Origin of the sequence: Arthrobacter sp. W4I7, from assembly GCF_030816215.1 — a bacterium.
Taxonomy (GTDB): domain Bacteria; phylum Actinomycetota; class Actinomycetes; order Actinomycetales; family Micrococcaceae; genus Arthrobacter; species Arthrobacter siccitolerans_A.
In genome coordinates this window covers 1811438-1835039 of record NZ_JAUSXU010000001.1, presented here as the reverse complement: position 1 = coordinate 1835039, position 23602 = coordinate 1811438, and the positions used below count along the sequence as shown (strand labels likewise).

Here is a 23602-nt window from a genome sequence, read left to right as displayed (position 1 = left end):
CGCCAGGGAACGTTACATCCGACGGCGGTGCCTGGCGCAGGACGCGCGAGGCACCGCCGTCTGCATTAGCCTTCGTCCCGGCCGGCGAGCAGATCGTCGGTGGCGGGGTCGGGCTGGCCGTCGAAGAACCGGGCCAGGACGGTCTTGAAGACGGTTTCCCCGGGAGCTGCGCGCAGGAACAGCGTCATGGAGGAGTGCAGCTTCCGGGCGTCCACGCCACCAAAAATGTCCGTGGCGGCGCGGTCCGGATGGGTGGTGAGGACCTGGGCGCACTCGAGCAGCCGCGGACCCAGGACCGGGTGGTCCAGGTAGTCCCTGGCTTCTGCGAGGGAGCTGATGGCGTACCGGCGGGATGTCTCGCTGTGGCCGAGGCCCGCCAGCTGCGGAAAAACAAACCACATCCAGTGACCGGATTTGCTGCCCAATTGCAGTTCGGCCAGCGCCTGGTCATAAATTCCGCCGTTGTTCTGTGCGGCAACGAAGCGTTCCAGGTCATAGCGATCGTTCACGGATGTCTCCTTGGGGTGGGGCTTGGGCTGTGGGTTGCGGCTCGAGGAAGGCTGCTGCGTTGCGTAACTGCAGATCCGGGTCTGTCCGCCACCGGGCAAGGACAACGCTGGCCCGCTGGCGGTCACGGCCCGTGAGCCGGGCCAGGAACGGGGCCACCACGTCCGCAAGCAGCGGGTCAACCAGTTCCCGGGTTCCGGCGGACCGGAGGAACCCTTCGATCCGGGTCAGGTCCGAATGGCGCAGCAGTGCCACCTTGGTTTGCAGCAGCACGATGGCGGCGAGCCGCCGCTCGTAGACCGCGCGGGAGCCGGGCCGCGGTTGTCGCCAGAGCGCGGACGCCAGCTGCACCACGTCGTCGTGATCGAAGTCCTTGTACTTCCGCAGCGCGTCGCGGATGGTTCCACGGACGGCGCCAACGGAGGATCCGTAGGAGGTGAGCCCGCCGCCCAGCCTGCCTTCGACGTCGTCCGCCCGGTACCAGGCACCCTCATTCTGCAGGGTGCGGTCAACAAACCCGGCTGCTGCTGCCACAACATCGGCGCTGCTCATCGCGTGCGCCCTGCGGACGCATGCCGAATGCAAAACGGCGTCCATGGGCGTGCCTCCAGCCGGCCTTCAGCGATAGCTTCGCCGCAGACGGCGCAGGTCCCGTAGGTGCCGTCGGCGATTCTGGCGAGGGCCGCGTCCACCTGGTCCAGTCCGGCGCTGCTTTGCTGCAGGAGTGCCGAGGCCTGGGAGAGTTCGAAGGCGATGGTGGAGCCTTCCGGATCGTGTTCGTCGTCCACATTGGAATCCTGGCGGGCGGAGTTTGCCGAGGCGATGTCCGCGCGGAGGGCCGGAAGCAGCACCACTTTCCGCGCCCGCTCCTCTTCGAGCAGGATCCGGAACCGTTCGAAGTCAGGCATGGGAAAAGCCTAGCGCGGGGTCAGTACCAGTTGTTGGCCAGCGAGTGGTTCCAGGCCCCGCAGGGAGAGCCGTAGCGGCCGCGGATGTAGCCCAGGCCCCATTCGATCTGCGTCCGGTAACTGGTGAGCCAGTCGCTGCCGGCGCTGGAGTATTTGCCAGGCGGAAGTGCCTGCGCGATGCCGTTAGGCGCCTGAGTAGGGATTCGTGGCGGTGGTCAGCCAGTTTGATTCCCTGGTCCAGAGCTGGGCGAGGCAGAGGAACTGGTCCTGGCCCCAGCCGTACGCGCCCAGCCTCCCCGAGGCATAGCTTTTGGCGCCTGCCGGATCATTAACGGCACCACCCGGAACGGAGGGCACGACGACGGGCGGCGGGCTGGGTGCCGCGGGCAACCCAGGTGCGGGGGCAGGGTTAGCCGGGGCCGGGTTAACGGGCGCCGGGTTGCCGGGTACCGGATCGGCCGGTGCGGGATTTGCCGGCGCGGGGCCGGCGGGCGCTGGGCCAGCCGGCGGGCGGACGGCAGCTGCTGCGGCCGCCCTCGCTGCCGCTTCTGCCTGCTGCCGGGCCTGCTCCTCAGCAGCGGCGCGCTTGGCGGCCTGTGCGGCCTCATAAGCGGCCTGTGCTGCCTGGCCCTGCCGGTAGGCGCCCTCAACTGCCGCGGTCGTGCCCTTGAGGGAGGCCAGCTGGGCTGTCAACTCCTCGCTGTGCTGCCGGCTTTCCGCCACCTGGCGTGCCATGGCCTCCTGGGCGGAACGGGCGGCGTCGAGTTTGGCCTTGGCTTCAAGGGACAGCCGCTCGCGTTCGGCTTTGGCGGCGCTTTCCCGGGCAGCCAGGCTGGTGGCGATCCGGCCCGCGGATTCGGCCTTTGTTACCAGTCCTGCCGTTTTGTCCCCGACGATCTGCACCACATTGAGCCCTTGAATGCTGTTGGTCTGGATCGCATCCAGGGCAACGAAGAATCCCATGGTGGTGCCGCCCGTTTTGTAGGACTGGGCTGCGAGCGCCCCGAGCTCCTTCCGGTGCCGGGACAGGGCGGTGTTTGCCTGTGAGACCTGGGCGGTGAGGGCCTCCACCTTTGCGCTGGCAGCCTGCAGCGCAGAGTCTGTTACGGCATAGTCGGCCGCCGACTGGACGGCTGCGTTACCCAGGGACTCGGATTTGGCCTGCAGGTCATCGAGGTAACTGCTGATCCTGCTGATTTCAGCCGCCTTGCCGGCCTCGGTCTGCTTTGCTTCCTGCACGTCTTCCCAGGAGGGGTAATCGCCGGGCGGGTCGCTGTCCGCCGCGCCCGCCGGTGCCAGCCCGAGTGCCGCGGCGAGGGCCACGACCAGAAGGGCCGCCGGCAGGGGCGACCGGGCTTTTCTAACGAACCGGGGCATAGTCCGGAAGCTTACCGGCTTCAACCTCTGGTTGAAGGCCAGCCTCCTGACATCGTTATGCAGCGGAGACCTGCGGTTCCTCTTGGCGGGCAGGACGGCGCACTTCAGACGTGCCGGCTGAACCAGGCGAGTGTGTCTTTCCAGGCGGCTGTGGCCTGGACCTCGTTGTACTGGTCACCGGTGTCATTGTGGAACGCGTGGCCCACACCAGGGTAGACAGTGAGCTGATGGACAACGCCGGTGGCAGCAAGAGCATCCTTGAGCGCCGGCATGGCACCCGTGATGCGCTGATCCAGCTCTGCATACACACCGAAGACCGCAGGCTTGATCCCCGGGACTTTGCCCAGGTCAGGGGCCGGCCCATAAAAAGCCGCGGTGGCTTTCAGGCCGTCCAGCTCGGTGGCTGCCTGCCAGGTGATGCCGCCACCGAAACAGTAACCGGTCATGGCAATTCGTTCACCGTCCACGAAGTCCTGGCCCCGGAGGTACTCCAGTGCCGCGCCAAAGTCGGCAATGTGCCGCTGGGCACCGGCCGAGGTGAGGGCACCGGGAACAGCATCGCGGTCCATGCCGGCAGTTCCGCCTTCCCGGCTCAGCAGGTCAAGGGCGAGGGCCACGTAGCCCTCCTTCGCGAAGCGCCGCGCCACGTCCTGGATGTGGGGTGTCAGTCCACGGTTCTCGTGGCAGATCAGCACTGCAGCACGGGGCCCGTTTGACTTGGGGCGGGCCAAGTAGGCGCTGACAGAGGTTCCACCGGACGGAAACCGGACAGTCGCCGTCGTCATTCCAGCAGCACCTTCGGGTACGGAAAGCGGGCTTTTCGCCCCCGGCACGGCACCGGAACCGGCCGTCCCGGAGGCAGTCGACACCGGGGGCTCGGGCGCAGGGATCGGGTCAGTGCTGCGCGGCACCTCACTGGGCGTGCAGCCAACCAGCAGCATCGCGGCCGCGGCAGCACCCATACTGCCCGTAATGAAGGCCACCCGCCGGGTGAACGTCCGGTGGCTCAAGGCCCCGGCGCGGTAGTCGTCAAAAAATTCTTCAATCAGATACTGCTCATACTTGCCGAGCTGAGTCACAGGGCCTCCTCCAGGTGGGGTCATCCTCCTACCCGGTGCCCCTGTGGGCAAGATTCAGACGCCGGTTTCGGCATGGCTTTATTACTTTGTGACAAAGAACACCTGGCGGCGCACGGCGTTTGTATCTTCTGAGGTCAACGGGGAGTGTAGGGAGAATCAAGTCGTTTGCTAAATACGAGAGAAGCACCTCGTATGTTATCCAAATGTGACAATCGATCGCCTGGCGGGCTATGGTCTTCAGGTGTCCCTCCCAGACGGGACATTCCCGTCAGTATGCCGAGCCCTGCCACTGAACCGGGATTCAATCAGTTTCCAGCTGGCAGGGACGGGGGAACCACATTTCCGCGGCCTCCTGAGAGGCCTTGGGGTCAAGTCGATAGCGCCCTCCGTTCCGTTCGGAGCCGCTCCCGGCCGGGTATCTCCAACCCGAACCCGACAGCTCACCCCGCAGGCATGGGAGAGGCGATCAACCGTGTCAAAAAATTCCATCACCGCCCGTCACCGCGCGACTCCGGCCCGCTCAATCGCGCTCCAGGGCTTGGCTGTCTCAGCCAAGTCACTTGGCCGTCCGGCGCTCGCCGTAGCAGCAGCTTCCGGCATTGCCTTCGGTGTAGGCGCCCCGGCCCACGCAGGCGTAACCGGACCGGACACCACCGAGACCACTAACACCCAGGCTTACACGGCGCCCGCCGCTGCCGTGGCTGCCCCCGCGGCAGCTGCCGCCAACGTACACACCGTGGTTTCGGGCGACACCTTGGGCGGCATCTCGGCTGCCTACGGCGTCAGCCTCAATGACGTTCTGTCCGCCAACGGCCTGGCGATCTCCGCGATCATCTACCCCGGCGACCAGATCCAGATCCCGGGCGCCGGGTACGTTGCAGCTGCTCCGGCCGCCGCTCCGGCTCCCGCCGCTGCTCCTGCTCCCGTCAAGGCAGCCGTGGCCGCGGCTCCGGCCAACACCGGAGTGAATGTGTCCTACGCTTCAGCTCCGGCTGCAACAGGTTCGGGCGCCGGCGCTGCCATTCTGGCCTCGGCCTACGGCCAGGTCGGCATCCAGCAGGACTGCACCGCAATGGTGGAGAAGGCCCTGCGTTCCGTGGGTAAGAGTGTTGGCGACCTGGCTCCAGGCCAGTTCTTCCAGTACGGCTCCGTTGTGGGTGCCCCCGCTGCCGGTGACCTGGTGATCACCGCCGGCCACGTCGGCGTGTACGCCGGCAACGGCCAGGTTGTGAGCGGTGGCGTGGACGGTTTCAAGACTGAGGTCCACTCCATCAGCTGGCTCCCGGGCGCTTCCTTCGTCCGCGTAGCGTAGCCACACCACCCGGACAGGGGCGGCAGGCGGGTTTCTCCCCGCCTGCCGCCCCTGTTTCGTTTTCAACTCAGCTCAGGTGCCGCAGAAGGTCTGGTAGCTGCCGAAGTCCTCGGGTGCTCCCCCGGCATAGCGCTCAAGCCCCGGGCGCTCCTGGTACGGCATGCGGACAACGTCCACGAGCCGGTTAAAAGGGTCGAGGTCGCCCTCTGTTGCTGCGGCGAGTGCCTCCTCCACGAGGTGGTTGCGCGGAATGTAGGCGGGGTTTACCCGGTCCATCACGCCGGCGTCGGGTTGCAGGGCCAGCCACCGTTCGGCCCAGGCATCGAAAGCGGCGAGGTCCAGGACCATGCCTCGGGCCGGCCGCTGGTTTCCCCGCGCTGCCTGGCCGAGGTTCCGGAAGAACGAGGTGTAGTCCACCGGCCCGTCCTTGAGAATGGCGATCACGCCGTCCACCACCTGCGAGGCTTCTTCTGCCTCCGGACTGCCGGCGGCGCTCTCCTTCAAACCCAGTTTGGTTTTCATGCCCGCGAACCAGGCATCACTGTATTGGCGGCGGAACGCGCCCAGTGCCTCCACAGCGGGGGCTACCGCCTGTTCCTGGTCTTCGTTGATGAGCGGCAGCATTGCCTCGGCAAGGCGGGCGAGGTTCCATTCGGCCACCACCGGCTGGTTGGCGTAGGCGTAGCGCCCCCCGACGTCGATGGAGCTGTAGACCGCCGCGGGGTTGAAGGCGTCCATAAACGCGCAGGGCCCGTAATCGATGGTTTCCCCGGAGATGGTCACGTTGTCCGTGTTCATGACGCCATGGACGAAGCCCACCAGCATCCACTGCGCCACCAGTGACGCCTGGGCTGCTACCACCGCTTCGAAGAGGGCGAGGTAGGGGTTGCCGGCCCGGGCAGCGGCGGGGTGGTGCCGGGTAATGGCGTGGTCTGCGAGGCGCCGCAGGAGGTCCATGTTCTCCGTGGCGCGGGCGTACTGAAAGCTTCCAACCCGCAGATGGCTGCTGGCCACCCTTGCCAGGACTGCTCCAGGAAGCATGGTGTCGCGGCGGACCAGGCGGCCGGTGGCCGTAACAGCCAGGGACCTGGTGGTGGGGATGCCCAGGGCGTGCATCGCCTCGCTGACCACGTACTCCCGGAGCATGGGCCCGACGACGGCGCGTCCGTCCCCTGCCCGGGCGAAGGGCGTGCGGCCGGAACCTTTCAGGTGCACGTCCCGCACACGCCCGCGCACGTCCGTCACCTCTCCGAGGAGAAGCGCGCGGCCGTCCCCGAGGAGGGGCGAGTAGCCGCCAAACTGATGGCCGGCATAGGCCTGGGCCACGGGCGTCGCCCCCGCCGGAATATGGTTGCCCAAGAGGAGCCGGACCCCCTCCGGCGACTGGAGGTATTCCGGATCCAGCCCGAGTTCACCCGCCAGTTCCTCGTTCAGGACAAGGAGCTTGGGATCCGGTGCTTCCTCCGCCTGCCAGGGAACAGCCAGCTCAGACAATTCCCGGGCAAACTGCCCGTCAAAGGTGACTGTTGTTTCAGCAGCAGCTGTCATTGTTCAAGCCCTCCCTCGTGGTTTGTTTTCCGCTCGGTCAGCCATTTGATGAACCACCCTCTCATTCACTCTCTACCCCGCGGTGGGGTTTTGCAACGAGTCCCCGGCCGTTCACCCCGCCCTGCATTGCTGGCTCCTGCCAGCGGCGGCGTTCCGGAAGAGGCACCCGTTGCAGGTCGTGAGCCGCTACCACCGTTACCCGTGCTGCGCGGGCGCCGGCTTGGGCAGCCAGCGGCGTGACGTCGTCGTACCTTGACGAAAAGTGCGTCAGTACAAGGGTGTTGGCGCCGGCGCCGCCGGCCAGTTCCCCGGCCTGCCCCGCGGTGAGGTGGCGGTACTGGCCGGCGAGCGCCACGTCATCGTCGCTGAAGGTTGACTCCGCGACGAGGAGGTCGACGCCGTCGGCCAGGTTCTCTGCCCCCTCGCAGGGCGCGGTGTCCATCACAAAGGCGAAGCGCTGACCCCGCCGGGGCATGCTGACGTCATCGAGGCGGACGCCGGCAACGATGCCATCACGCTGCAGCCGCCCGACGTCGGGGCCTTGGATACCCACTGCCGCCAGCCGCTCCGGCAGCAAGGTGCGGCCATCCGGTTCGGCGAGCCGGTAGCCGTAGGTTTCAATGCGGTGCTTCAGCGGCCGGACCTCCAGGCCTTCGGCCACTGTTCCGCTTCCGCCGTGAGGGCGGAGCCGCAGGTCGATGCCGGGCGAGCTGATGGACACAAGGGCGCGGACCACGTCCTCGCCTGAAGCGGGGTAGTGGAGATGCACCGGGTGCGCCACGCCGTCCAGTGCCATGCGGGACAGCACGCCCGGCAGCCCGTAGCAGTGGTCACCGTGGACGTGGGTAAGACAGATGCGGGTGATGGAAGTGGCTGAGACGCCGGCGTGGATCATCTGGCGCTGTGTTCCCTCGCCGGGATCGAAGAGCAGCCCTTCGCCGTCCCAGCGCAGCAGATACCCATTGTGGTTGCGGGTCCGGGTGGGGACCTGGGATGCAGTGCCCAGGACAACGAGTTCACGCATGGTGGTGGGGGACCAAGGAAGCAGGTTCCGGGAAGCCCCGGGACCTGCTTCCTTGGTTCGCGCTGATGGCTCAGTGCCGCCTGAGCATTCCCATGATTCGATGGGCCATGCCGCCGGGCCTTGCGCCCGTGGCGCCGGTGGTGTTCGGCGTCCGGCCAGTAGTGTTCATTCCGCGGCCCCGGACTGTACCGCCGGTTCCGTTCCTGCCTGAAACCCGTCCAGCGGCATTCCTGATCATGCTTCCCAAGTTCATGTGAAACTCCTTCAACCTTGATCCTGCCAACCGACATTCATCAGTCTGCTTATTATTTTAGCCCCGGTCCTAACGGTCCAGGTCGTCGGGCTCAAACTCGCTGAGCGGGGATCCGCCGAAGTTTTCCTGGTCATCGCTGGCGTCGGCTTCAAGGCCGGTCGGCTCTTCGCCGAAGTCCACGTCCGCCACCGCCTCGCCAAGGGTCGGCGTAGTGGCCGGCACCTGCTCATTGCCGGCGCCGTCGCGGGTGGCCTTCATGTCATCACGCAGGGTTTGGTCGCTGAGGAAGTCCTCCTCCTCGCCGGAGACCTCATCCTGGAGGAGCGGATCCTCCTGCCAGCGGTCCGGATTGTTCTCCGCCGCTCCCGGATAGCTGTCGGGTTGACCGGTGGTGACCGGGTCGAGCTCCAGGGAGGAAGCCGCGCCGGGGGTTTCGTCCAGAAGCACGTCGTTTTCCTCGACAACCTCAAGCTCGTCGTCAGGCAAGTTCTGTTCCGTCATGATGCTGCCTTTCTCGTGACCGGCTTTGCCAACAATAGTAAGCATACTGACGAATGGGGTGCCGTGTGAACCGCTCTCCTGGTTCAGTGCAGGAGCCACGAACTGTCTTGCGGACGTTCGGGCTTCCGGCGCAGTTTACGGATCAGGACAATAAACGGCCAGGCCAGCAGTTGCAGCAGGCCCGCAGCCAGCAACAGCCCCACCATCAGAAGAAGAACCGGCGAGTACAGGAGGAAAACTCCGATGGAAGCTGCGACGTATCCGCCGGCGAGCGCCAGAACTGTTCCCGGATCCACGAAACTCAACACCTCATGTGCAACAGTGGCCGCATAGTCCTAGCGGTGGTTTAAGCGTACTCTCCGGCGCACGGGCGGGGAAGAATCGAGGCAGGGCAGGGTCCCGCCGGAACCGTGACCTTTGGCCCTACAACTCCTTCCGGCATGGTCCCAGTCTTAGTGTGACCGTGCCCCCGACAACAGCAGGACTACTGGCCATGACAACTCGTAAGCCGATCGCGGTCGGCACCAATGGTTCGGCACAGAGCCAGGCAGCGGAGCTCTGGGCTGCACGCCGTGCCCAACGCGCCGGCCTCCCGCTGCTGATCGTGCACGTGGTGGATGACCGGTGGGTGGCCGAACCGTACCCGTTTATTGGGGTGCTCGAGGAGGCGGGTGGCAAGCTCCTGGAGTCTGCTGCCGTGCGGGTGCGTGACGCCTTGCCGATAAGTGTGACCACCCAACTCCTGACAGGAAGCATTGGAGGCGCGCTGGCGAAATTTTCCAGCGAGGCGGCAATGCTGGTGGTCGGCTCGGGAGGGTTCCATCTCGGCGGAACCCTGGCCGACCGCGCGCTTCAGGTGGCCGCCTCGTCCAAGGTACCCGTGGCTGTGGTGGGAACACAGAATCGTGAGGGCCGGTCCGGAGTGGTAGTCGGCGTCGACGGCTCCGCGGAAGCAACGCAGGCGGTCACCTTCGCCGCGGCCGAAGCTGACCGGGACGGGCAGGAGCTGACTGTCCTTTATGCCATCAACGCTCCGGATCCTGTAGTTGACGCCGGAGTCACGCCCGTCAGCCTGGCTGGGTTCATGGTGGAAGAGGAACGCGTGGTTCTTTCCGAAACAGTGGCCGGGCTGAGGGAGAACTATCCGGACCTGGTGGTCCACCAGGTCCTTACACCTGACCGGGGAGCGGTGGAATCGCTGGTTGAGGCCGCCGCAGCAGCGACGCTGCTCGTTGTGGGAAGCCGCGGCAGGGGCGGCATCGAGCGGCTCCTGCTCGGGTCCACCGCGCATGGAGTACTCAAGCACCTCCCCTGCCCCACCGTCATTACCCGTATCCAGCCACACAACAACTAAAACCAGGGCAGGTTCCGCGGCCTTTCGCTTCTCCGTTGAGGTCTGCCCCTATTCCTCCATCACAGGTTGGCATCATGAAAAAGACCGGTTCAGTAGTAATGCTCATTCTTGGGATCCTCCTATCACTCCTCGGCCTTGCGGCTGTTGCTGGAGGCGCCGTGGCCTCAGTCGTGGGATCGGCGCAGGGAGACGGATACCTCAACTCAGGCACCGCGCGCCTTTCCGTAGGGTCCCTCGCCCTGACCTCGCCCCGGCTTGACGCGATGGGCGAGGGCGCTCCCGCCCGCCTGCCCTTCGACGTCGGAACGCTTCGGCTGCGCGCCACCGCAATGGATCCCGGCAAGGCCGTCTTCATCGGCATCGCCTCCCAGGCCGACGCCGACCGCTACCTGTCGGGAGTGCACCACTCGGAGCTGCTCGACGTGCAGCGGTCGCCGTTCCGTGCCGAGTACCGCGACATTCCCGGCACCGACGTGCCCACTCCCCCGGCAGAGCAAAAATTCTGGAAGGCGTCCGCATCAGGCCCCGGACAGCAGCAAATTACGTGGAACCTGGCGGCCGGCAGCTGGACCATCGTCCTGATGAACGCGGACGCCAGCCCCGGAGTAGATGCACAATTGCAGGCCGGCTTCCGTTCCGACCTGATTCGACCGGCAGCCGGCGGCCTGCTGGTGGGCGGGATTGCAGCCCTGGTGATCGGGGTGCCACTGCTGGTGCTGGGAGCCATGGGACTTGGACGGCAAGCCGGCCCGCCTCCCGGCGGTCCCGGGCCGGAAGCGTACGGCAGCCGCAGACCCGGAAATATGCAGAGTTCCGGGGCGGCGATGCCACCGTCGATGCCGCAGAGCCCCGGGGCCATGATGCCACCGGCGATGCCGCCGGGAGTACAGTCGCCCGCGCATCCGCTCGCCGTGCCACCTGCGGACCGGGCCCCTTACCCGGCCCGGCTCGTCGGCGAACTCGATCCGGCCCTGTCACGCTGGATGTGGCTGGTGAAATGGTTCCTGGCCATACCCCACTTCATTGTGCTGTTCTTCCTCTGGTTTGCGTTTGCGGTGACCACCATCGTGGCAGGGTTCGCCATTCTGTTCACCGGCCACTACCCGCGGCCCCTCTTCGACTTCAACGTCGGTGTCCTGCGGTGGAACTGGCGGGTGGCCTTCTATGCCTATGCTGCCGTAGGAACAGACCTCTACCCGCCTTTCACCCTGGCACGGACCAGCTATCCTGCCGACTTCGAGGTCGACTACCCGCAGCGGCTATCCCGCGGACTGGTTCTCATCAAATGGTGGCTCCTGGCGATCCCGCATCTGCTGATTGTTGCGGTGCTGGCGGGAGCGACATGGACCTGGCGGGCGGACGCCGGAGACTTCGGGGCTACATATGAGCGCGGACGCGGACTGTCCCTCCTGGGTTTGCTGGTCCTCATAGCCGCCGTGGCCCTGCTCTTCACCGGCCGGTACCTGCGGCCGCTGTTCGATCTGATACTTGGCGTCAACCGCTGGATCTACCGCGTCGCGGCTTACACGGCGCTGATGCGGGACGAATACCCGCCGTTCCGGCTTGACCAAGGCCCACGCGAGCTTGCCCGGCCTGAGGACGGCGGCCCGCTCGGTGGAACGCCGCTCCCCTTCGCCGACCCGATAAATGAGGAGCTGAGATGAACACAGTTGGTGCCCTGTGCAGGTAGTCCATACGCCCGAAGAGAATTCCTGAACGTCCATGACTTGAAATCCTCATCCTAAGCATGCTTAGTATGGAGGTGTGGCCGATGAATGGCCGCCAACCAGAGGAGGAAACACCATGGGACTTGGCGACAAAATCGAGAACGCAGCTGAAAAGGCCGGCGGTAAAGGCAAGGAGGCCGCCGGCAGCGCCACGGGTGACGAGAGCCTGCGGACCGAAGGCCAGACAGACCAGGCCAAAGGCGATCTGAAGCAGGCCGGAGAAAAGGTCAAGGACGCCTTCAAGAAAGACTGACCTCGCTATAGACGGAGGGCGCATCCCGTACGCGGGGTGCGCCCTCCGTCGTGCCGGGCGGCGCGCATCCCCACTAATGCGGGCGTTCATACACCTTGAAAAACGTCCCGCCGGTCTGCATATAGTCTCAGTAACACGGGAGGTGGGCGGTGGCTGGAGTAATCCTGGGTTGGAGCCCGGGCCGAGGGGACCGCTGGGACTACCGCGCCGCCGTCGAGCAGGTGGCAGAGTCCGGCCGGTCCCTGGACCGATGGACCATTGACCACCACCTCGACATCCTGCCCGAAACAGACGTTTGGCTCCTGCTGCAGGGCAGCAGTGACGCAGGCACCGGCCTGATTGGCCACGGAATAGTGATGTCCGAGTCCTATCAGGCCGTCCGGCCCGGGAAACCCGAAGCCGCCGGCTGGCATGTCAGCATCGCTTTCGACGCGCTGCTCCCCCTGGGCGAACAGATTCGTCCGGACACCCTGTGCGGAGCCGTTCCCGGCATACCCTGGGGCACCGCGATGAGTCTCCCAAGCCTCTCCGTTCCGCTGTCCGCGGAGCCCGGCCTTCGTCAGCTGTGGCGGGAGCAAGGGCCGGCGGCCACCGGGCGCGCCCAGCTGGTTCCGGGAACCTGCCCGCCGGAGGCTGTCACCAGGATTGAGGTGAACCGCTACGAGCGGGATGCCGATGCACGCCGGGTATGCCTGGCCTTCCATGGAACGTCCTGCGCAGCCTGCGGGTTCTCCTTCGAAGCTTCCTATGGGGAAGCCGGTACGGATGCCGTTGAAGTGCACCACGCCGTACCGCCGGCGATGCTTGGGAGCGGCTACCAGCTGGATCCGGTCGCTGACCTCGTGCCGCTCTGTCCCAACTGCCACGCCATGGCCCACCACGGGGTGAGCTCGCCGCGCACTGTTTCGGAGCTCCGGAACATCATCTCCGCCGCCGGGCACATGAGGGGCGAGGTAGTCGGCAACCTGTCCCTCGAAGCCCAGGAGGATGCCCGGCGGATCCTCGAGGGCCCCGAAGCATAAGAGATCAGACTAAGGCAGAAAGCATGACCAGGGAAACGAGGTACGGCGGTCCGCACTGGCGCCGCGTGCTGGCCGCCCTGGCCAACAACGACGCCCGGACCGCGTACGCACAAATAGTCCTCGGGGCAAAGCCACCGGAAGTGCTCGCCGGGCTGAAGGATCACCGGCGAAACCGGGCCATTGCCGCCCTGCTTGAGTCGGGGCTCGTGGAACAGAACGCTTCCGGCGAACTGGCGGCACGTGAAGCCATCTTCCGGCAACTTCTTGCCCAGCACCCCCGACGGCAGGCGCAGACCGGGACGGACCGTTTCATGCGGCTGGGGAAGATTGAAAGATATCCGGCCAACATGGCCGAGCGGCGCGAGCTCCTCGCTTGGATTGCGAGCGAGGCAATCGGCCCCGGTGAAAATCTGACGGAAAGGCAGGTCAACGAACGGCTCCTCAGCTATACCGAGGATGTTGTCCTGCTTCGCCGCTACCTGGTGGATTTTGGCCTGCTGGAACGCACAGCCTCAGGTTCCTCCTATTCCCGGCCGGAAGAATCACGGGACTGAAGCACCCGCTGCTCCTTGATCGACCGAACTGCCCCTTGACGGCTGCAAAACGTTTTGCATATAGTGATGCAAGTAACATACAAAACGTTTTGCAAAGGAACGAAGTCAATGGCGACCAAGGTGAACATCCGGGACGTAGCGAAAGCGGCAGGCGTCTCAGTGACCACGGTGTCGCATGCCCTGAGCGAAACGCACAGCTCCCGGGTGAACGCCGGGACCGTTGAGCACATCAAAGCCGTAGCCGGGAACCTTGGCTACGCTCCGAACCGGCTGGCCAGTGGGCTGCGCAACCAGCGCTCCCGGATCCTGGGCCTGGTCAGCGACGAGATCACCACCACCCCCTTCGCGGGCGCCATGATCCAGGGCGCCCAGGACGCCGCCTCCGAACACGGGCACCTGCTGATGGTGGTCAACTCCGGCCTCGACAACGAACTGGAGCGGCAGGAAATCCGGGCGCTGCAGCAGCACCAGGTGGACGGCGTCATCTACGCCCGCATGTACAACCAGCGGGTATCCGTCCCAGGCGAGCTTCAAGGGATGCCGACCATCGTGCTGGACGCCACCTCGGACAACACCGCGCTGTCCTCTGTAGTGCCGGATGAGTTCGGCGCCGGTGAGTCCGCCGCCGAACTCCTGGTCGCGGCGGGCCACCGCCGGATCGCCATGATCAACAATGAGGACGACATCCCCGCCGCCCATGGACGCCTCGAAGGCTTCCGCGCCGGGCTGGCCCGCCACGGCCTGCAACTGCCCGTGAACGGCCTGATAACCAGTAATCCCAGCACCGCCGGCGGGCGGGAAGCGGCACTGAAGCTGCTATCCGCGGCAGAAAGACCCACCGCCCTGTTCTGCTTCAGCGACCAAATGGCCATGGGCGCCTACCAAGCGGCCGGCCACCTTGGCCTGAAGGTTCCGTCCGATGTCTCAATTGTCGGCGTCGACAACCTCGAACTCATCGCAGACGGCCTCTGGCCGGGCCTGTCCACGATGGCCCTCCCCCACTACGAGATGGGCCGGTGGGCTGTCCTGAAACTCCTCGACGAACTCGAGAACCCTGAGGCACCACGGGTGCACCAGAAGGTGGCCTGCCCGCTTGTGAAGCGGGATTCCGTCGCTCCACCGAATAACTGAGCCAGGGCCGTACCTCACCAGGAACAGCCCCGAAAGCTTTCCCAGAAAAAAGGGAACGCAGCCGTTGCAGCGGCCGCGTTCCCAGCAGGACCCCATCAATCACCCTGTCCAAACAGAAAGACTGACCATGAACAAGAAGTTCACGAAGATCCTGGCGACCAGCATAGCCGCAGCCGCCCTCACTGCCAGCCTCGCCGGCTGCGGCAAAGGCAGTTCCTCGGCCACAACCGAAAGCCCGAAAGAGATCACCATGTGGACCCACGCCGCCGGAAACCCGGCGGAACTGGCGGCGACCCAGGCGATCGTGGACTCCTATAACAAAAGCAGCGGTGCGAAGGCGCAGATCAAGGTGCAGGCTTTCCCGCAGGAGTCCTACAACGATTCCGTCGTTGGGGCCGCGTCGGCCGGAAACCTCCCTTGTATCGCGGACATTGACGGGCCCAACGTTCCCAACTGGGCGTGGGCGCAATACCTCACGCCCCTGAAACTGTCCGCGGACCTTTCCAAGAACCTCCCCAGCACCGTTGCCAAGTGGCAGGGCGAGACCTATGCCGTTGGGTACGGCGACGTCGCTTTGTCCATGTTTGCCCGCAAATCTGATCTCGCTGCGGCGGGCGTCCGCGCCGCCACGATTGAGAAGCCATGGACGAAGGACGAGTTCCAGGACGCGCTGACCAAACTCAAGGCGCTGGGTAAATGGGATTACCCGCTGGACATGGGTACTGCCGGAACGGGCGAATGGCTGCCCTATGCGTACTCGCCGTTCCTGCAGTCCTTCGGCGGAGACCTGATCAACCGCAAGGATTACCAGTCGGCTGACGGAGCCCTTAATGGTGACAAGGCCGTCGAATGGGCCAAGTGGTTCCGCGGACTGGCGGATCAGGGCTTTATGGCTACGAAGAGCGGGAAGGATTCCACCCAGGACTTCCTGAACAACAAGAGCGGCATCCTCTACACCGGTTCCTGGGCAGGGGACAAAGCCCGGGAGGCCCTGGGAGATGAGCTCGCGGTCATGCCCACGGTGGACCTGGGCAGCGGGCCCAAGATCGGCGGAGCTTCCTGGCAGTGGGGCGTCACCAGCGGCTGCAACAATGCGGATGCCGCAATGGACTACCTGTCCTATTCCCTCAAGCCCGAAAACGTGGCTTCGGTCATCAAGGCAACGGGAGGCATCCCCGCCACTGATGAAGCCGCGGCCCTGATCCCCGCGTTCGCCGAGGGCGGCGCCAACCGCATCTTCATGGAATTCTCCCGCAACTACGCAGTGATGCGGCCGGAGACCCCCGCTTACCCCTTCATTGCCACCGAATTCGGCAAGGCAACCCAGGACATCCTTGCCGGAGCGGACCCGCAGGGCGCGCTGGACAAGGCAGCCAAGGCGATTGACGCCAACATCAAGTCCAACGGCGGCTACCAGAAATAGCCAGAGATCCGGGGGTACCGACGCCGGCCGGCAGGTGCCGCCGTCGTCATACCCCCGGTCCTGTCAAGGAGACTCCCATGACCCTCAGCCCACTTCCCACCCGTCCACCGCAGGCCGTTGCGGCTCACGTCAAGGAAAGCAGCGGTCCCACCCGGCGCCGCCGCCCCCGCCCTGGTTTCCTCCGCGAACAGCTCAGCGGTTGGGGCATGATCGCCCCTGCCGCCGTTCTGCTGCTGTTGTTTGTGTTCCTGCCGGCGATCCTGGGCTTCGGCCTGGCCTTCACCAACGCGCGCCTGGTCTCCCCGCGGCCTGTGGAGTATGTGGGGGCGGACAACTTTGCCCGGCTCTTCACCGATCCCACATTCTGGCGGGCCCTGCTGAACGTGACGTACTTTGCGGTGGTCGTAGTGCCGGTGCAGTCCGCCCTTGCACTGGCCATGGCCCTGCTGATCAACAAAAAGTTCCGCGGCGTGAACTTCTTCCGCACCCTCTACTTCCTGCCCGTGGTCACTTCCATGGTGGTGGTGTCACTGCTCTGGATGTTCATGTACCGCCGCGAAGGGCTGATCAACGAACTCCTCTCTACGTTCAGCTTCGGGCTCATCCAGGGCGCCGACTGGCTCAATGATCCCGCCACCGCCATGCCGGCCATCATCGCCCTGTCCATCTGGCAGGCAGCGGGGTTCCACATGATCATCTGGCTGGCCGGACTGCAGAGCATCTCCGGTGAACTGTACGAGGCGTCCCAGCTGGACGGCGCCAGCCGCTGGCACCAGTTCCGCTATGTGACATGGCCGGGCCTGAAACACACCCGCAGCCTGGTGCTGGTCACCATCACCATCCAGGCACTGGGACTCTTCGACCAGGTCAGCGTTATGACCCAGGGCGGCCCCCTGGATTCCACCACCACCATCATCTACGAGGCAGTCCGGTCCGGATTCAAGCAGCAGGAAACCTCCTACGCCTCGGCTATCTCGCTCGTATTCTTCGTCCTGGTACTGCTGATTTCCGCAGTGCAGCGTTACCTGACCCGAGAGAAGGACTGACATGATGCCGACCCTCACATCCGCGAAGCTGGGGAGCTTCGGAACCATGGCCGTGCGCGTCCTGTTCGCTGCCGTCGCAGTTTTCCCCATTGTGTTCATGCTGGTGTCCTCCCTCAAGCCGGACCAGCAGATTTTCGGTGACATGTCCTCCGTGGCGGCGTTCCTGCCCATCGGGAACATCTCACTCGATAACTACGCCGCGGTGTTCGACCGTGTGCCCGCAGCCCGGTTCATGATCAACTCCATCGGGGTCTCTGCCGTGACGGTGGTGCTGGGCATCTTCATCAACAGCCTGTGCGCCTTCGCGCTCTCCCGCATGCAGGTCCGCGGCAAGCGGATCGTCTTCGGCGCCATCCTGGCCACGCTGATTGTCCCGTTCCAGACCCTCGCCCTGCCGCTGGTGTGGTGGGTCAACCAGCTGCCCTACTTTGAGCTCGACGGCTTCAGCCTGGAGTTCTCCAAGGGCTGGCTGGACACCTACCAGGTTCAGATCATTCCGTTCATCGCCAATGCCTTCTCCATCTACCTGTTCCACCAGTACTTCGAGTCCATCCCCAAGGAACTGGACGAGGCAGCGCGCATCGACGGCGCCGGCTGGTTCAAGATCTACCGCAAGGTGGTCATGCCGCTCTCCGGCCCCGCCACCGCCACCGTGGCGATCCTGACGTTCCTGCCGGCCTGGAACTCCTACCTTTGGCCGCTCATGGTGGTCCAGTCCGAGGAGCTGCGGCCTGTGATGATCGGCATCCAGTACTTCTTCCAACTGAACGTCTCCTGGGGCGAGGTCATGGCCTATGCGTCACTGATCACGGTCCCGGTGGTGGTGCTCTTCATCGCCTTCCAGCGTTCTTTCGTCAACAGCATCGCCTCCAGCGGCGTGAAGGGCTAACTGCAACATGAACTCAATCTCGACGGCGGCTGCCGCGTCCGCCGCGGTTGCGGCACCTGCCGCCCTGGCCGTTCCCACAACGGACCGTTTCCGCCCTGAATGGCACTACACCTCCGAACGCAATTGGCTCAACGATCCCAACGGCCTGGTGTACCTCAACGGCACCTACCACCTCTTTTACCAGCACAACCCCTTCGGGACGGACTGGGGCAACATGTCCTGGGGCCACGCCACCTCCCGGGATCTGGCCCATTGGGAAGAGCAGCCGGTGGCCATCGCCTGCGACGAACACGAAGCGATCTTCTCCGGCTCGGCCGTGTTCGACGCGCGCAACACCACCGGCTTCGGCACTGCGGGCACTCCCCCGCTGGTTGCCATCTACACCAGCGCTTACAGCGACGCCTCCCCGCGGGCCGGACGTCAGGCACAATCCCTCGCCTACAGCCTCGATGAAGGCCTGACCTGGACGAAGTACCAGGGCAACCCCGTCCTGGACCGTGCGTCCGCGGACTTCCGTGACCCCAAGGTCTTCTGGTACGACGGCGCCGCCGGCAGTTACTGGGTGATGGTCGCCGTCGAAGCAGTGCGGCGCCAGGCAGTGCTGTACAAGTCCGCCGACCTGAAAACCTGGGAGCACCTGAGCACCTTCGGGCCCGCCAATGCCACCGGCGGAGTATGGGAGTGCCCGGACCTCTTCGAGCTGCCCGTGGACGGGAATCCGGAGGACCGGAAGTGGGTCCTCATCGTGAACATCAATCCCGGTGGCATCGCCGGCGGCTCAGCCGGGCAGTACTTCCTGGGAGCGTTCGACGGCGTGACGTTCCGGTCCGAGCAGACCGTCACCGAGGGCCTCCAACGGGACGACAGCCGGATGCGGGACTACTCCTGGCTGGACTGGGGACGCGACTACTACGCCGCCGTTTCGTTCAGCAACGTGCCGGACGGCCGCCGGATCATGATCGGCTGGATGAACAACTGGGACTATGCCGGCTCCACTCCCACCGGCGGCTGGCGCAGTGCGATGTCGTTGCCCCGGGAAGTCTCACTGGCCCGGGTCAACGGGAAGGTGGTGCTCCGGCAGGTGGCTATCGACCCCATCGGAAAATCAGACCCTGGGAGCTTCCGCGTCGGACCGCAGCGCCTGGCACCGGGCGTTCTGGAACTCCCTGTGACTGCAGCAGTGGCGCGGATTGATGCGGAGTTCGAACCGGGTACGGCGGGCAGTGTCGGGCTGGCGGTCAGGGCGGGCGGCGCCGAACGCACGCTCCTCAACTATGACGTGGCCGACGGAATGCTGCGGCTGGACCGCCGGGAGTCGGGGGACGCGGGCTTCCACGAGGCCTTCCCCTCTGTTGAAACCGTGGCCGTGCCGCTGCAGGAAGGACGCCTTCGGCTCCGCATCTACCTTGACCGATGCTCAGTGGAGGTCTTCGCCCAGGACGGGCTCGCCACCATCACGGACCTGGTGTTTCCCGCTGAGGCGAGCACGGGGCTGGCCGTCTTCGCCGAAGGTGAGGGCGCGCACCTCGTGGCGCTCGCCGTCGTCGGCTGCTAATCCTCCGCCGGCTTTGGGGACACCGGCGCATACCTCACGCCCGCGACACGGACAGCCTCGTGACAAAGGACCCTTGTGCGCCCATCAGGGTTCCCCAAGGATGAGTGGTAAGAGGATTTGCACCGGTCATCCCGACGGGCAGGCCCTGGACCGGGAAGGGTTGGCATGGAATCGGAAGCATCAGGCGGCAATGTTCCGGCGCCGGGCACGGGTATCCGGGTGTTCATCCTCGATGACCACGAACTTGTCCGGCGCGGGCTCCAGGACCTGCTGGAGAGCGAGGGGTTCGTCGTCGTCGGCATGTCCGGCTCGGCCGCCGAGGCGGTGCGCCGTATTCCGGCCCTTCGCCCGGACGTTGCCGTGCTGGATGCCCGGCTGCCCGACGGAACCGGGATCGAAGTGTGCCGTGACGTCCGCTCCGTCGACCCGATGCTGAACTGCGTGATCCTGACGAGCTACGACGATGAAGAGGCACTCAGGGGCGCAGTCCTCGCCGGGGCCTCCGGCTACGTGCTCAAAGAGATTGGCGGCATGGACCTGACGGGGGCGCTGCGTCGGGCAGCACGCGGGGAATCCTTATTCAGTGCCGACCTCAAGGCACGGGTTATCCAGGGACTGGCGAAGCCTGCCAGAGCAGACCCGAAACTGGCTTCGCTGACACCGCAGGAGCTGCGCGTGTTGGAACTCGTGGGCGAAGGCCTGACGAACCGCCAGATCGGGGAACGCATGCAGTTGGCGGAGAAGACCGTCAAGAACTACGTGTCGTCCCTGCTGGCAAAGCTGGGGTTTGAGCGGCGGACCCAGGCGGCGGTTCATGTCGCCTACAACGCGGGACACGGCCAGTAGGGCGCCCACCGGATTGGTCAGCCTAGAAGACCGGGACGGTCCACTCCACGTCGGTGCCCTGGCCCGGCGAGCTGTGTATCTCAAAGCTGCCCCCGAGGGCGCGCGCCCTGTGCTCCATATTCGAAAGGCCGTTCCCGGCCCCGGGTATGGAGAAGCCGCCGCCGTCGTCTTTGATGCGAACGGTTAGCCTTCCCTCGCCAACAGCAATCGACATGCTGATGGACCGTGCCCCCGCATGCCGGACCGCGTTGCTCAGACCTTCCGTGAGAACTGCCAGCACATTGGACGCCGTCGACTCGTCGCGGATGTCGTCGACCGGCCCGGTCATCGTGAGGTGGGGTACGAAGGGCAGCGATTGTGTGGCAGAGCGCACCGTTTGCAGGATGCGGCTGCTGAGCAGCTCCACCTCGCCCGATGATCTGCTCAGGGAATAGATCGTGTTTCGGAGTTCACGGATGGTCTCGTCGAGTTCAGCCGTGACTTTCGCAATCGTCCTGGCCAGGGACTCACTGGAGTTGAAACGCTGGAGGCTCTGGATACTGAGTCCTGCGGCGAACAGCCGCTGGATTACGAGGTCATGGAGATCGCGGGCGATCCGGTCCCGGTCCGTAAACACGGCAAGCTGTTCGCGCATCTGGCGTGCCCGTGCAAGTTCCAGCCCCATTGCGACATGGGAACAGAAGACTGTTCCCATCTCAACATCTGCGGGCCTGAAGGTGCCTTCCGCTCGCTTCCGGAGCAGGACAAGGAGCCCGTGATGGGTGCCGTGGGTACTGAGATCCAGGGCCAGGAGCCGCGCTGACTTCGCAGCGGCGTCCTGCCCAAGAATTGTCGCAGCGTCTTCAATCACCGCTGCTCTCCCTGTGTCAATAACCCCCCGGATCTCCGGATATGTCAGGGCCAGAAAGCGCCCGGCCCATTCTGATGACCTTTCCCCCGCAGCTCCTGTCACGTGGAATAACTCGGACGCGTGTTCCTGGACAAGAAGAAGGGCCAACTCCGAGGCGGATTCCCGGAGCGCCCGTCCGGCAATCATGTCCGGTGCCCCTTCCTCGCCCTCCTGCGTGTCCCCGGCCATCATCCTTCTCGTTACTTCCATCGAAGCTTCCAGCCACCGGGTCCTCCGGCGTGAATCGTCGTACAGCCTGGCGTTTTCGATAGCGACGCCGGCGGCCGCGGCAAGTGCCTGGGCCAGGTCCTCATCCTCGTCGGTGAAGTCTCCGCCGCCTTCCTTCTGCGTCAGATAGAGATTGCCGAACACGGAGTCACGCACCCGGATGGGCACGCCCAGGAATGACTTCATGGGCGGATGGTTCTTCGGAAACCCGTAAGCTTCGGGGTGCCGGCTAAGGTCATGGAGCCTGAGCGGCTTGGGATCGCGGATCAACAAACCCAAAACGCCATGCCCGGTGGGCAGGGGGCCAATCTTCCGCCCCGTTTCATCATCGATGCCAACGGTGATGAAGTGGCTCAAAGCATGCTCTTCGTTAATGACTCCCAGCGCTCCAAACCGTGCTCGCAGGAGAGTGCATGCGGAGTTGACCACCCTTTGAAGGACGGCCTCCAGGCTTAGGTCCTCCGCCAGGGCGACGACCGCTTCAAGGAGACCCCGCATCCGTTGCTGGGCATTCAGCAGTTCGCCGGCCTGGTCGACAAAGCCGGTGAGCAGCTCGTCCATCCTGGCTCCGGCGAAGATGGGCCGGTCGCTGGAGGCATGGATTGGCTCGCCCATCGCGCAGCCTCTCAAGGGAAGATTCCAGCCGGACCGTCATGCCAGTTGGTGCCGTGGGATACAGAGTACCTTTGTCACGAAGGTTGAACTAGGGCGCGGCGGCTTCTGGAGGCTGCAGGCGCCGGATATTGACTCCGCAGGGCGGCGTCAGTGAGGAACCGGGTAAAGAATCGGTTCATAGCACGCTCCCTGGCCTTCACTTCTTCGCAGCCAGGGCGGGAAAAGGTGACGGCTGAAGGTCCAGGCGTGCCAGATGCAGGGCGCCGAGGACGGCGAAAAACAAGGAGAGAGCCAGTGACGTCCAAAAAGCGGCGGTGTTGAAGTCGAAATCCCACAGGGGCTTTACCAATTCGCCGAGTGCCAGGGAAAAGATGAGTGTGAATCCCAGGACGTACATGGCCGGCAACAGGAGCAGGCCCAAGGCATGGGCCTGATAAGTCAAAACCGCCAGCAGCAGGAACGCCGGCATGATGAAGCAGAGATCAAGAATGTAGATGGAATACAAGGAGTCAATCTGGTTGCCGGTGCTCATCAAAGGCAGGAGCATGGCAATCCATAGCGGGTAGAAGATCATCGGTTGCAGGAGCGCCCCGCTGGCCGAAGCAATACGAAGCGCCCCGGGAAGGCCCGGCACATGGGTGTTCCTTCTCAGGCAGATTCCCGCGCTGACCAGCGCCCAGAACGTAAGCGCAAAAATGGCCATGTACAGGAGATACAGCCCGTTGTACGCCCGTTCGATGACATAGATTCCGTAGGCGTAAAAAAGGTAACCGAGCAGCCCCAGCTGCAGGATCTGCCCCTTTGGCCGGCCGTCCCGGCTCGTCCAGGCAAGGAGAATCAACGCAACCGAAACAACCGCTGAAATGAGGTCCTGGGCGTAGGCGCCGGGTAACAGCTCAGGGGAAACGATGCGGGAGTAAATGCCGGGAACAGCTACGCCTGTGACTGCTGCCGAAAGCGCCAAGATGCCGATAAGCACCCAGAGAAGCCTGTGGCGGCCAAGGTTCGTGATCACACTGCATCCGTCCTCCTGAATGAGGGCCACTCAACCACGCCAGCACCCTTGCCAATAGGGCCTTTGGTCACTGCTGCTCTCAGCCGGCACAGGTACCTGCTACGCGGGAAGCGTCACCCTTACACCCTGCCGATGCCCTTGGCCAGCGACTGAAGTTCACGGAGGATCAGAAGCTGTTGTTCATTGATCTTCGTGAGTTCTTCGATTTCACTCTTCGCCTCCATATCCGTGTCGTAGTCGTGCTGGGCCATGGCAGAAGCGATGGCATCCTGGCGTTTGGCTGCGATCAGCAGAATGGCGCCCTGAAGACCAGCCAGCATCGATAGAAACAGGTTCAGCAGGATGTAGGGGTAGGGGTCCCATGCCCGACTGGCCATCGCGAAGGTGTTGACGGTGGCCCACAGGACCATAAAGAGGATGAATCCCCCGACGAAGGGCCAGCTGCCCATGCCGTTTCGCAGGTAGTCGGCCGCCCGCTCTCCCCTGGTCAGTGAAGACTTGTGCCGGGTATGCCACGTGACGTTCTGCTCATTCATGATTCAGGGT

General features: G+C 64.7%; 24 protein-coding genes and 1 riboswitch. Of the genes, 12 read left to right on the top strand and 12 right to left on the bottom strand.

Features of this window, described 5'->3' with window-relative positions; translation table 11 throughout:
* Positions 1-65 precede the first annotated feature (65 nt).
* From QF047_RS08455 to QF047_RS08435, 5 genes are all read right to left on the bottom strand, one after another.
* Entirely contained in the window at positions 66-509 is a 444-nt protein-coding gene (locus tag QF047_RS08455) for a DUF1810 domain-containing protein (protein ID WP_306633865.1), read from the bottom strand.
* Positions 493-1059: a DNA alkylation repair protein gene (locus QF047_RS08450; protein WP_307275609.1), complete on the bottom strand. Its 567-nt coding sequence runs from the start codon at positions 1057-1059 to the stop codon at positions 493-495. The genes QF047_RS08455 and QF047_RS08450 overlap by 17 nt, the downstream gene beginning before the upstream one ends.
* Complete coding sequence (locus QF047_RS08445) at positions 1056-1415, bottom strand: TraR/DksA C4-type zinc finger protein (RefSeq protein WP_306633868.1); 360 nt, start codon at positions 1413-1415, stop codon at positions 1056-1058. The genes QF047_RS08450 and QF047_RS08445 overlap by 4 nt, the downstream gene beginning before the upstream one ends.
* 183 nt (positions 1416-1598) lie before the next feature.
* Entirely contained in the window at positions 1599-2792 is a 1194-nt protein-coding gene (locus QF047_RS08440; protein ID WP_307275605.1) for a lytic transglycosylase domain-containing protein, read from the bottom strand.
* A 104-nt stretch (positions 2793-2896) separates the two neighbouring features.
* A complete protein-coding gene (locus tag QF047_RS08435; RefSeq protein ID WP_307275603.1) occupies positions 2897-3871 on the bottom strand; it encodes a dienelactone hydrolase family protein in 975 nt (324 codons plus the stop codon).
* 264 nt (positions 3872-4135) lie between these two features.
* Positions 4136-4340, top strand: a riboswitch (cyclic di-AMP (ydaO/yuaA leader).
* A 3-nt stretch (positions 4341-4343) separates the two neighbouring features.
* Here QF047_RS08435 and QF047_RS08430 point away from each other — a divergent pair.
* Positions 4344-5183, top strand: a complete 840-nt coding sequence (locus QF047_RS08430; protein ID WP_307275601.1) for a LysM peptidoglycan-binding domain-containing protein — start codon at positions 4344-4346, stop codon at positions 5181-5183.
* Positions 5184-5255: 72 nt separating this feature from the next.
* On the opposite strand, the gene QF047_RS08425 is transcribed toward QF047_RS08430, so the two are convergent.
* The 4 genes from QF047_RS08425 to QF047_RS08410 all read right to left on the bottom strand — a co-directional run bounded on the left by QF047_RS08425 (position 5256) and on the right by QF047_RS08410 (position 8805).
* A complete protein-coding gene (locus tag QF047_RS08425) occupies positions 5256-6731 on the bottom strand; it encodes a YdiU family protein (protein ID WP_307275598.1) in 1476 nt (491 codons plus the stop codon).
* A 61-nt stretch (positions 6732-6792) separates the two neighbouring features.
* Positions 6793-7755: a ribonuclease Z gene (locus QF047_RS08420; protein ID WP_307275596.1), complete on the bottom strand. Its 963-nt coding sequence runs from the start codon at positions 7753-7755 to the stop codon at positions 6793-6795.
* 322 nt (positions 7756-8077) lie between these two features.
* The gene (locus QF047_RS08415; RefSeq protein WP_306633878.1) at positions 8078-8509 is read right to left on the bottom strand and encodes a hypothetical protein; all 432 of its coding nucleotides are present in this window, start codon (positions 8507-8509) and stop codon (positions 8078-8080) included.
* An 83-nt stretch (positions 8510-8592) separates the two neighbouring features.
* Positions 8593-8805 carry a hypothetical protein gene (locus QF047_RS08410; RefSeq protein ID WP_306633880.1) on the bottom strand — a complete coding sequence of 71 codons (213 nt, stop codon included), beginning with the start codon at positions 8803-8805 and terminating at the stop codon, positions 8593-8595.
* A 197-nt stretch (positions 8806-9002) separates the two neighbouring features.
* Here QF047_RS08410 and QF047_RS08405 point away from each other — a divergent pair, with 197 nt between their 5' ends.
* From QF047_RS08405 to QF047_RS08355, 11 genes are all read left to right on the top strand, one after another.
* Complete coding sequence (locus tag QF047_RS08405) at positions 9003-9863, top strand: universal stress protein (RefSeq protein WP_307275590.1); 861 nt, start codon at positions 9003-9005, stop codon at positions 9861-9863.
* A gap of 74 nt (positions 9864-9937) precedes the next feature.
* On the top strand, positions 9938-11527 hold the full coding sequence (locus QF047_RS08400; RefSeq protein ID WP_307275588.1) for a DUF4389 domain-containing protein: 1590 nt from the start codon (positions 9938-9940) through the stop codon (positions 11525-11527).
* 139 nt (positions 11528-11666) lie between these two features.
* Positions 11667-11843 carry a CsbD family protein gene (locus QF047_RS08395; RefSeq protein WP_306633886.1) on the top strand — a complete coding sequence of 59 codons (177 nt, stop codon included), beginning with the start codon at positions 11667-11669 and terminating at the stop codon, positions 11841-11843.
* 149 nt (positions 11844-11992) lie between these two features.
* The gene (locus QF047_RS08390; RefSeq protein ID WP_307275584.1) at positions 11993-12865 is read left to right on the top strand and encodes an HNH endonuclease; all 873 of its coding nucleotides are present in this window, start codon (positions 11993-11995) and stop codon (positions 12863-12865) included.
* A gap of 23 nt (positions 12866-12888) precedes the next feature.
* A complete protein-coding gene (locus tag QF047_RS08385) occupies positions 12889-13419 on the top strand; it encodes a DUF2087 domain-containing protein (protein ID WP_307275581.1) in 531 nt (176 codons plus the stop codon).
* A 108-nt stretch (positions 13420-13527) separates the two neighbouring features.
* Positions 13528-14550, top strand: a complete 1023-nt coding sequence (locus tag QF047_RS08380; protein WP_306633892.1) for a LacI family DNA-binding transcriptional regulator — start codon at positions 13528-13530, stop codon at positions 14548-14550.
* Between the two features lie 127 nt (positions 14551-14677).
* Complete coding sequence (locus QF047_RS08375; RefSeq protein WP_307275576.1) at positions 14678-15973, top strand: extracellular solute-binding protein; 1296 nt, start codon at positions 14678-14680, stop codon at positions 15971-15973.
* A gap of 77 nt (positions 15974-16050) precedes the next feature.
* The gene (locus QF047_RS08370; protein ID WP_307275573.1) at positions 16051-17019 is read left to right on the top strand and encodes a carbohydrate ABC transporter permease; all 969 of its coding nucleotides are present in this window, start codon (positions 16051-16053) and stop codon (positions 17017-17019) included.
* Between the two features lies 1 nt (position 17020).
* Entirely contained in the window at positions 17021-17908 is an 888-nt protein-coding gene (locus tag QF047_RS08365; RefSeq protein WP_307275571.1) for a carbohydrate ABC transporter permease, read from the top strand.
* Positions 17909-17915: 7 nt separating this feature from the next.
* Positions 17916-19463: a glycoside hydrolase family 32 protein gene (locus tag QF047_RS08360; RefSeq protein ID WP_307275569.1), complete on the top strand. Its 1548-nt coding sequence runs from the start codon at positions 17916-17918 to the stop codon at positions 19461-19463.
* 165 nt (positions 19464-19628) lie between these two features.
* Positions 19629-20309: a response regulator transcription factor gene (locus tag QF047_RS08355; RefSeq protein WP_307275566.1), complete on the top strand. Its 681-nt coding sequence runs from the start codon at positions 19629-19631 to the stop codon at positions 20307-20309.
* 22 nt (positions 20310-20331) lie between these two features.
* On the opposite strand, the gene QF047_RS08350 is transcribed toward QF047_RS08355, so the two are convergent.
* The 3 genes from QF047_RS08350 to QF047_RS08340 form a co-directional block, all read right to left on the bottom strand.
* Positions 20332-22041, bottom strand: a complete 1710-nt coding sequence (locus tag QF047_RS08350; RefSeq protein ID WP_307275563.1) for a GAF domain-containing sensor histidine kinase — start codon at positions 22039-22041, stop codon at positions 20332-20334.
* Positions 22042-22237: 196 nt separating this feature from the next.
* Complete coding sequence (locus tag QF047_RS08345; protein ID WP_307275561.1) at positions 22238-23056, bottom strand: hypothetical protein; 819 nt, start codon at positions 23054-23056, stop codon at positions 22238-22240.
* Positions 23057-23175: 119 nt separating this feature from the next.
* Entirely contained in the window at positions 23176-23592 is a 417-nt protein-coding gene (locus QF047_RS08340) for a DUF1003 domain-containing protein (RefSeq protein ID WP_307275558.1), read from the bottom strand.
* Positions 23593-23602: the final 10 nt, after the last annotated feature.

Bases quoted from the DNA above. Each gene is read 5' to 3' on its own strand.
- QF047_RS08445 (WP_306633868.1), bottom strand. From the start codon at position 1,415: ATGCCTGACTTCGAACGGTTCCGGATCCTGCTCGAAGAGGAGCGGGCG.
- QF047_RS08340 (WP_307275558.1), bottom strand. From the start codon at position 23,592: ATGAATGAGCAGAACGTCACGTGGCATACCCGGCACAAGTCTTCACTG.
- QF047_RS08375 (WP_307275576.1), top strand. From the start codon at position 14,678: ATGAACAAGAAGTTCACGAAGATCCTGGCGACCAGCATAGCCGCAGCC.
- QF047_RS08380 (WP_306633892.1), top strand. From the start codon at position 13,528: ATGGCGACCAAGGTGAACATCCGGGACGTAGCGAAAGCGGCAGGCGTC.
- QF047_RS08440 (WP_307275605.1), bottom strand. From the start codon at position 2,792: ATGCCCCGGTTCGTTAGAAAAGCCCGGTCGCCCCTGCCGGCGGCCCTT.
- QF047_RS08400 (WP_307275588.1), top strand. From the start codon at position 9,938: ATGAAAAAGACCGGTTCAGTAGTAATGCTCATTCTTGGGATCCTCCTA.
- QF047_RS08360 (WP_307275569.1), top strand. From the start codon at position 17,916: ATGAACTCAATCTCGACGGCGGCTGCCGCGTCCGCCGCGGTTGCGGCA.
- QF047_RS08355 (WP_307275566.1), top strand. From the start codon at position 19,629: ATGGAATCGGAAGCATCAGGCGGCAATGTTCCGGCGCCGGGCACGGGT.
- QF047_RS08415 (WP_306633878.1), bottom strand. From the start codon at position 8,509: ATGACGGAACAGAACTTGCCTGACGACGAGCTTGAGGTTGTCGAGGAA.
- QF047_RS08405 (WP_307275590.1), top strand. From the start codon at position 9,003: ATGACAACTCGTAAGCCGATCGCGGTCGGCACCAATGGTTCGGCACAG.
- QF047_RS08365 (WP_307275571.1), top strand. From the start codon at position 17,021: ATGATGCCGACCCTCACATCCGCGAAGCTGGGGAGCTTCGGAACCATG.
- QF047_RS08350 (WP_307275563.1), bottom strand. From the start codon at position 22,041: ATGGGCGAGCCAATCCATGCCTCCAGCGACCGGCCCATCTTCGCCGGA.
- QF047_RS08420 (WP_307275596.1), bottom strand. From the start codon at position 7,755: ATGCGTGAACTCGTTGTCCTGGGCACTGCATCCCAGGTCCCCACCCGG.
- QF047_RS08395 (WP_306633886.1), top strand. From the start codon at position 11,667: ATGGGACTTGGCGACAAAATCGAGAACGCAGCTGAAAAGGCCGGCGGT.
- QF047_RS08450 (WP_307275609.1), bottom strand. From the start codon at position 1,059: ATGAGCAGCGCCGATGTTGTGGCAGCAGCAGCCGGGTTTGTTGACCGC.
- QF047_RS08425 (WP_307275598.1), bottom strand. From the start codon at position 6,731: ATGACAGCTGCTGCTGAAACAACAGTCACCTTTGACGGGCAGTTTGCC.
- QF047_RS08370 (WP_307275573.1), top strand. From the start codon at position 16,051: ATGACCCTCAGCCCACTTCCCACCCGTCCACCGCAGGCCGTTGCGGCT.
- QF047_RS08385 (WP_307275581.1), top strand. From the start codon at position 12,889: ATGACCAGGGAAACGAGGTACGGCGGTCCGCACTGGCGCCGCGTGCTG.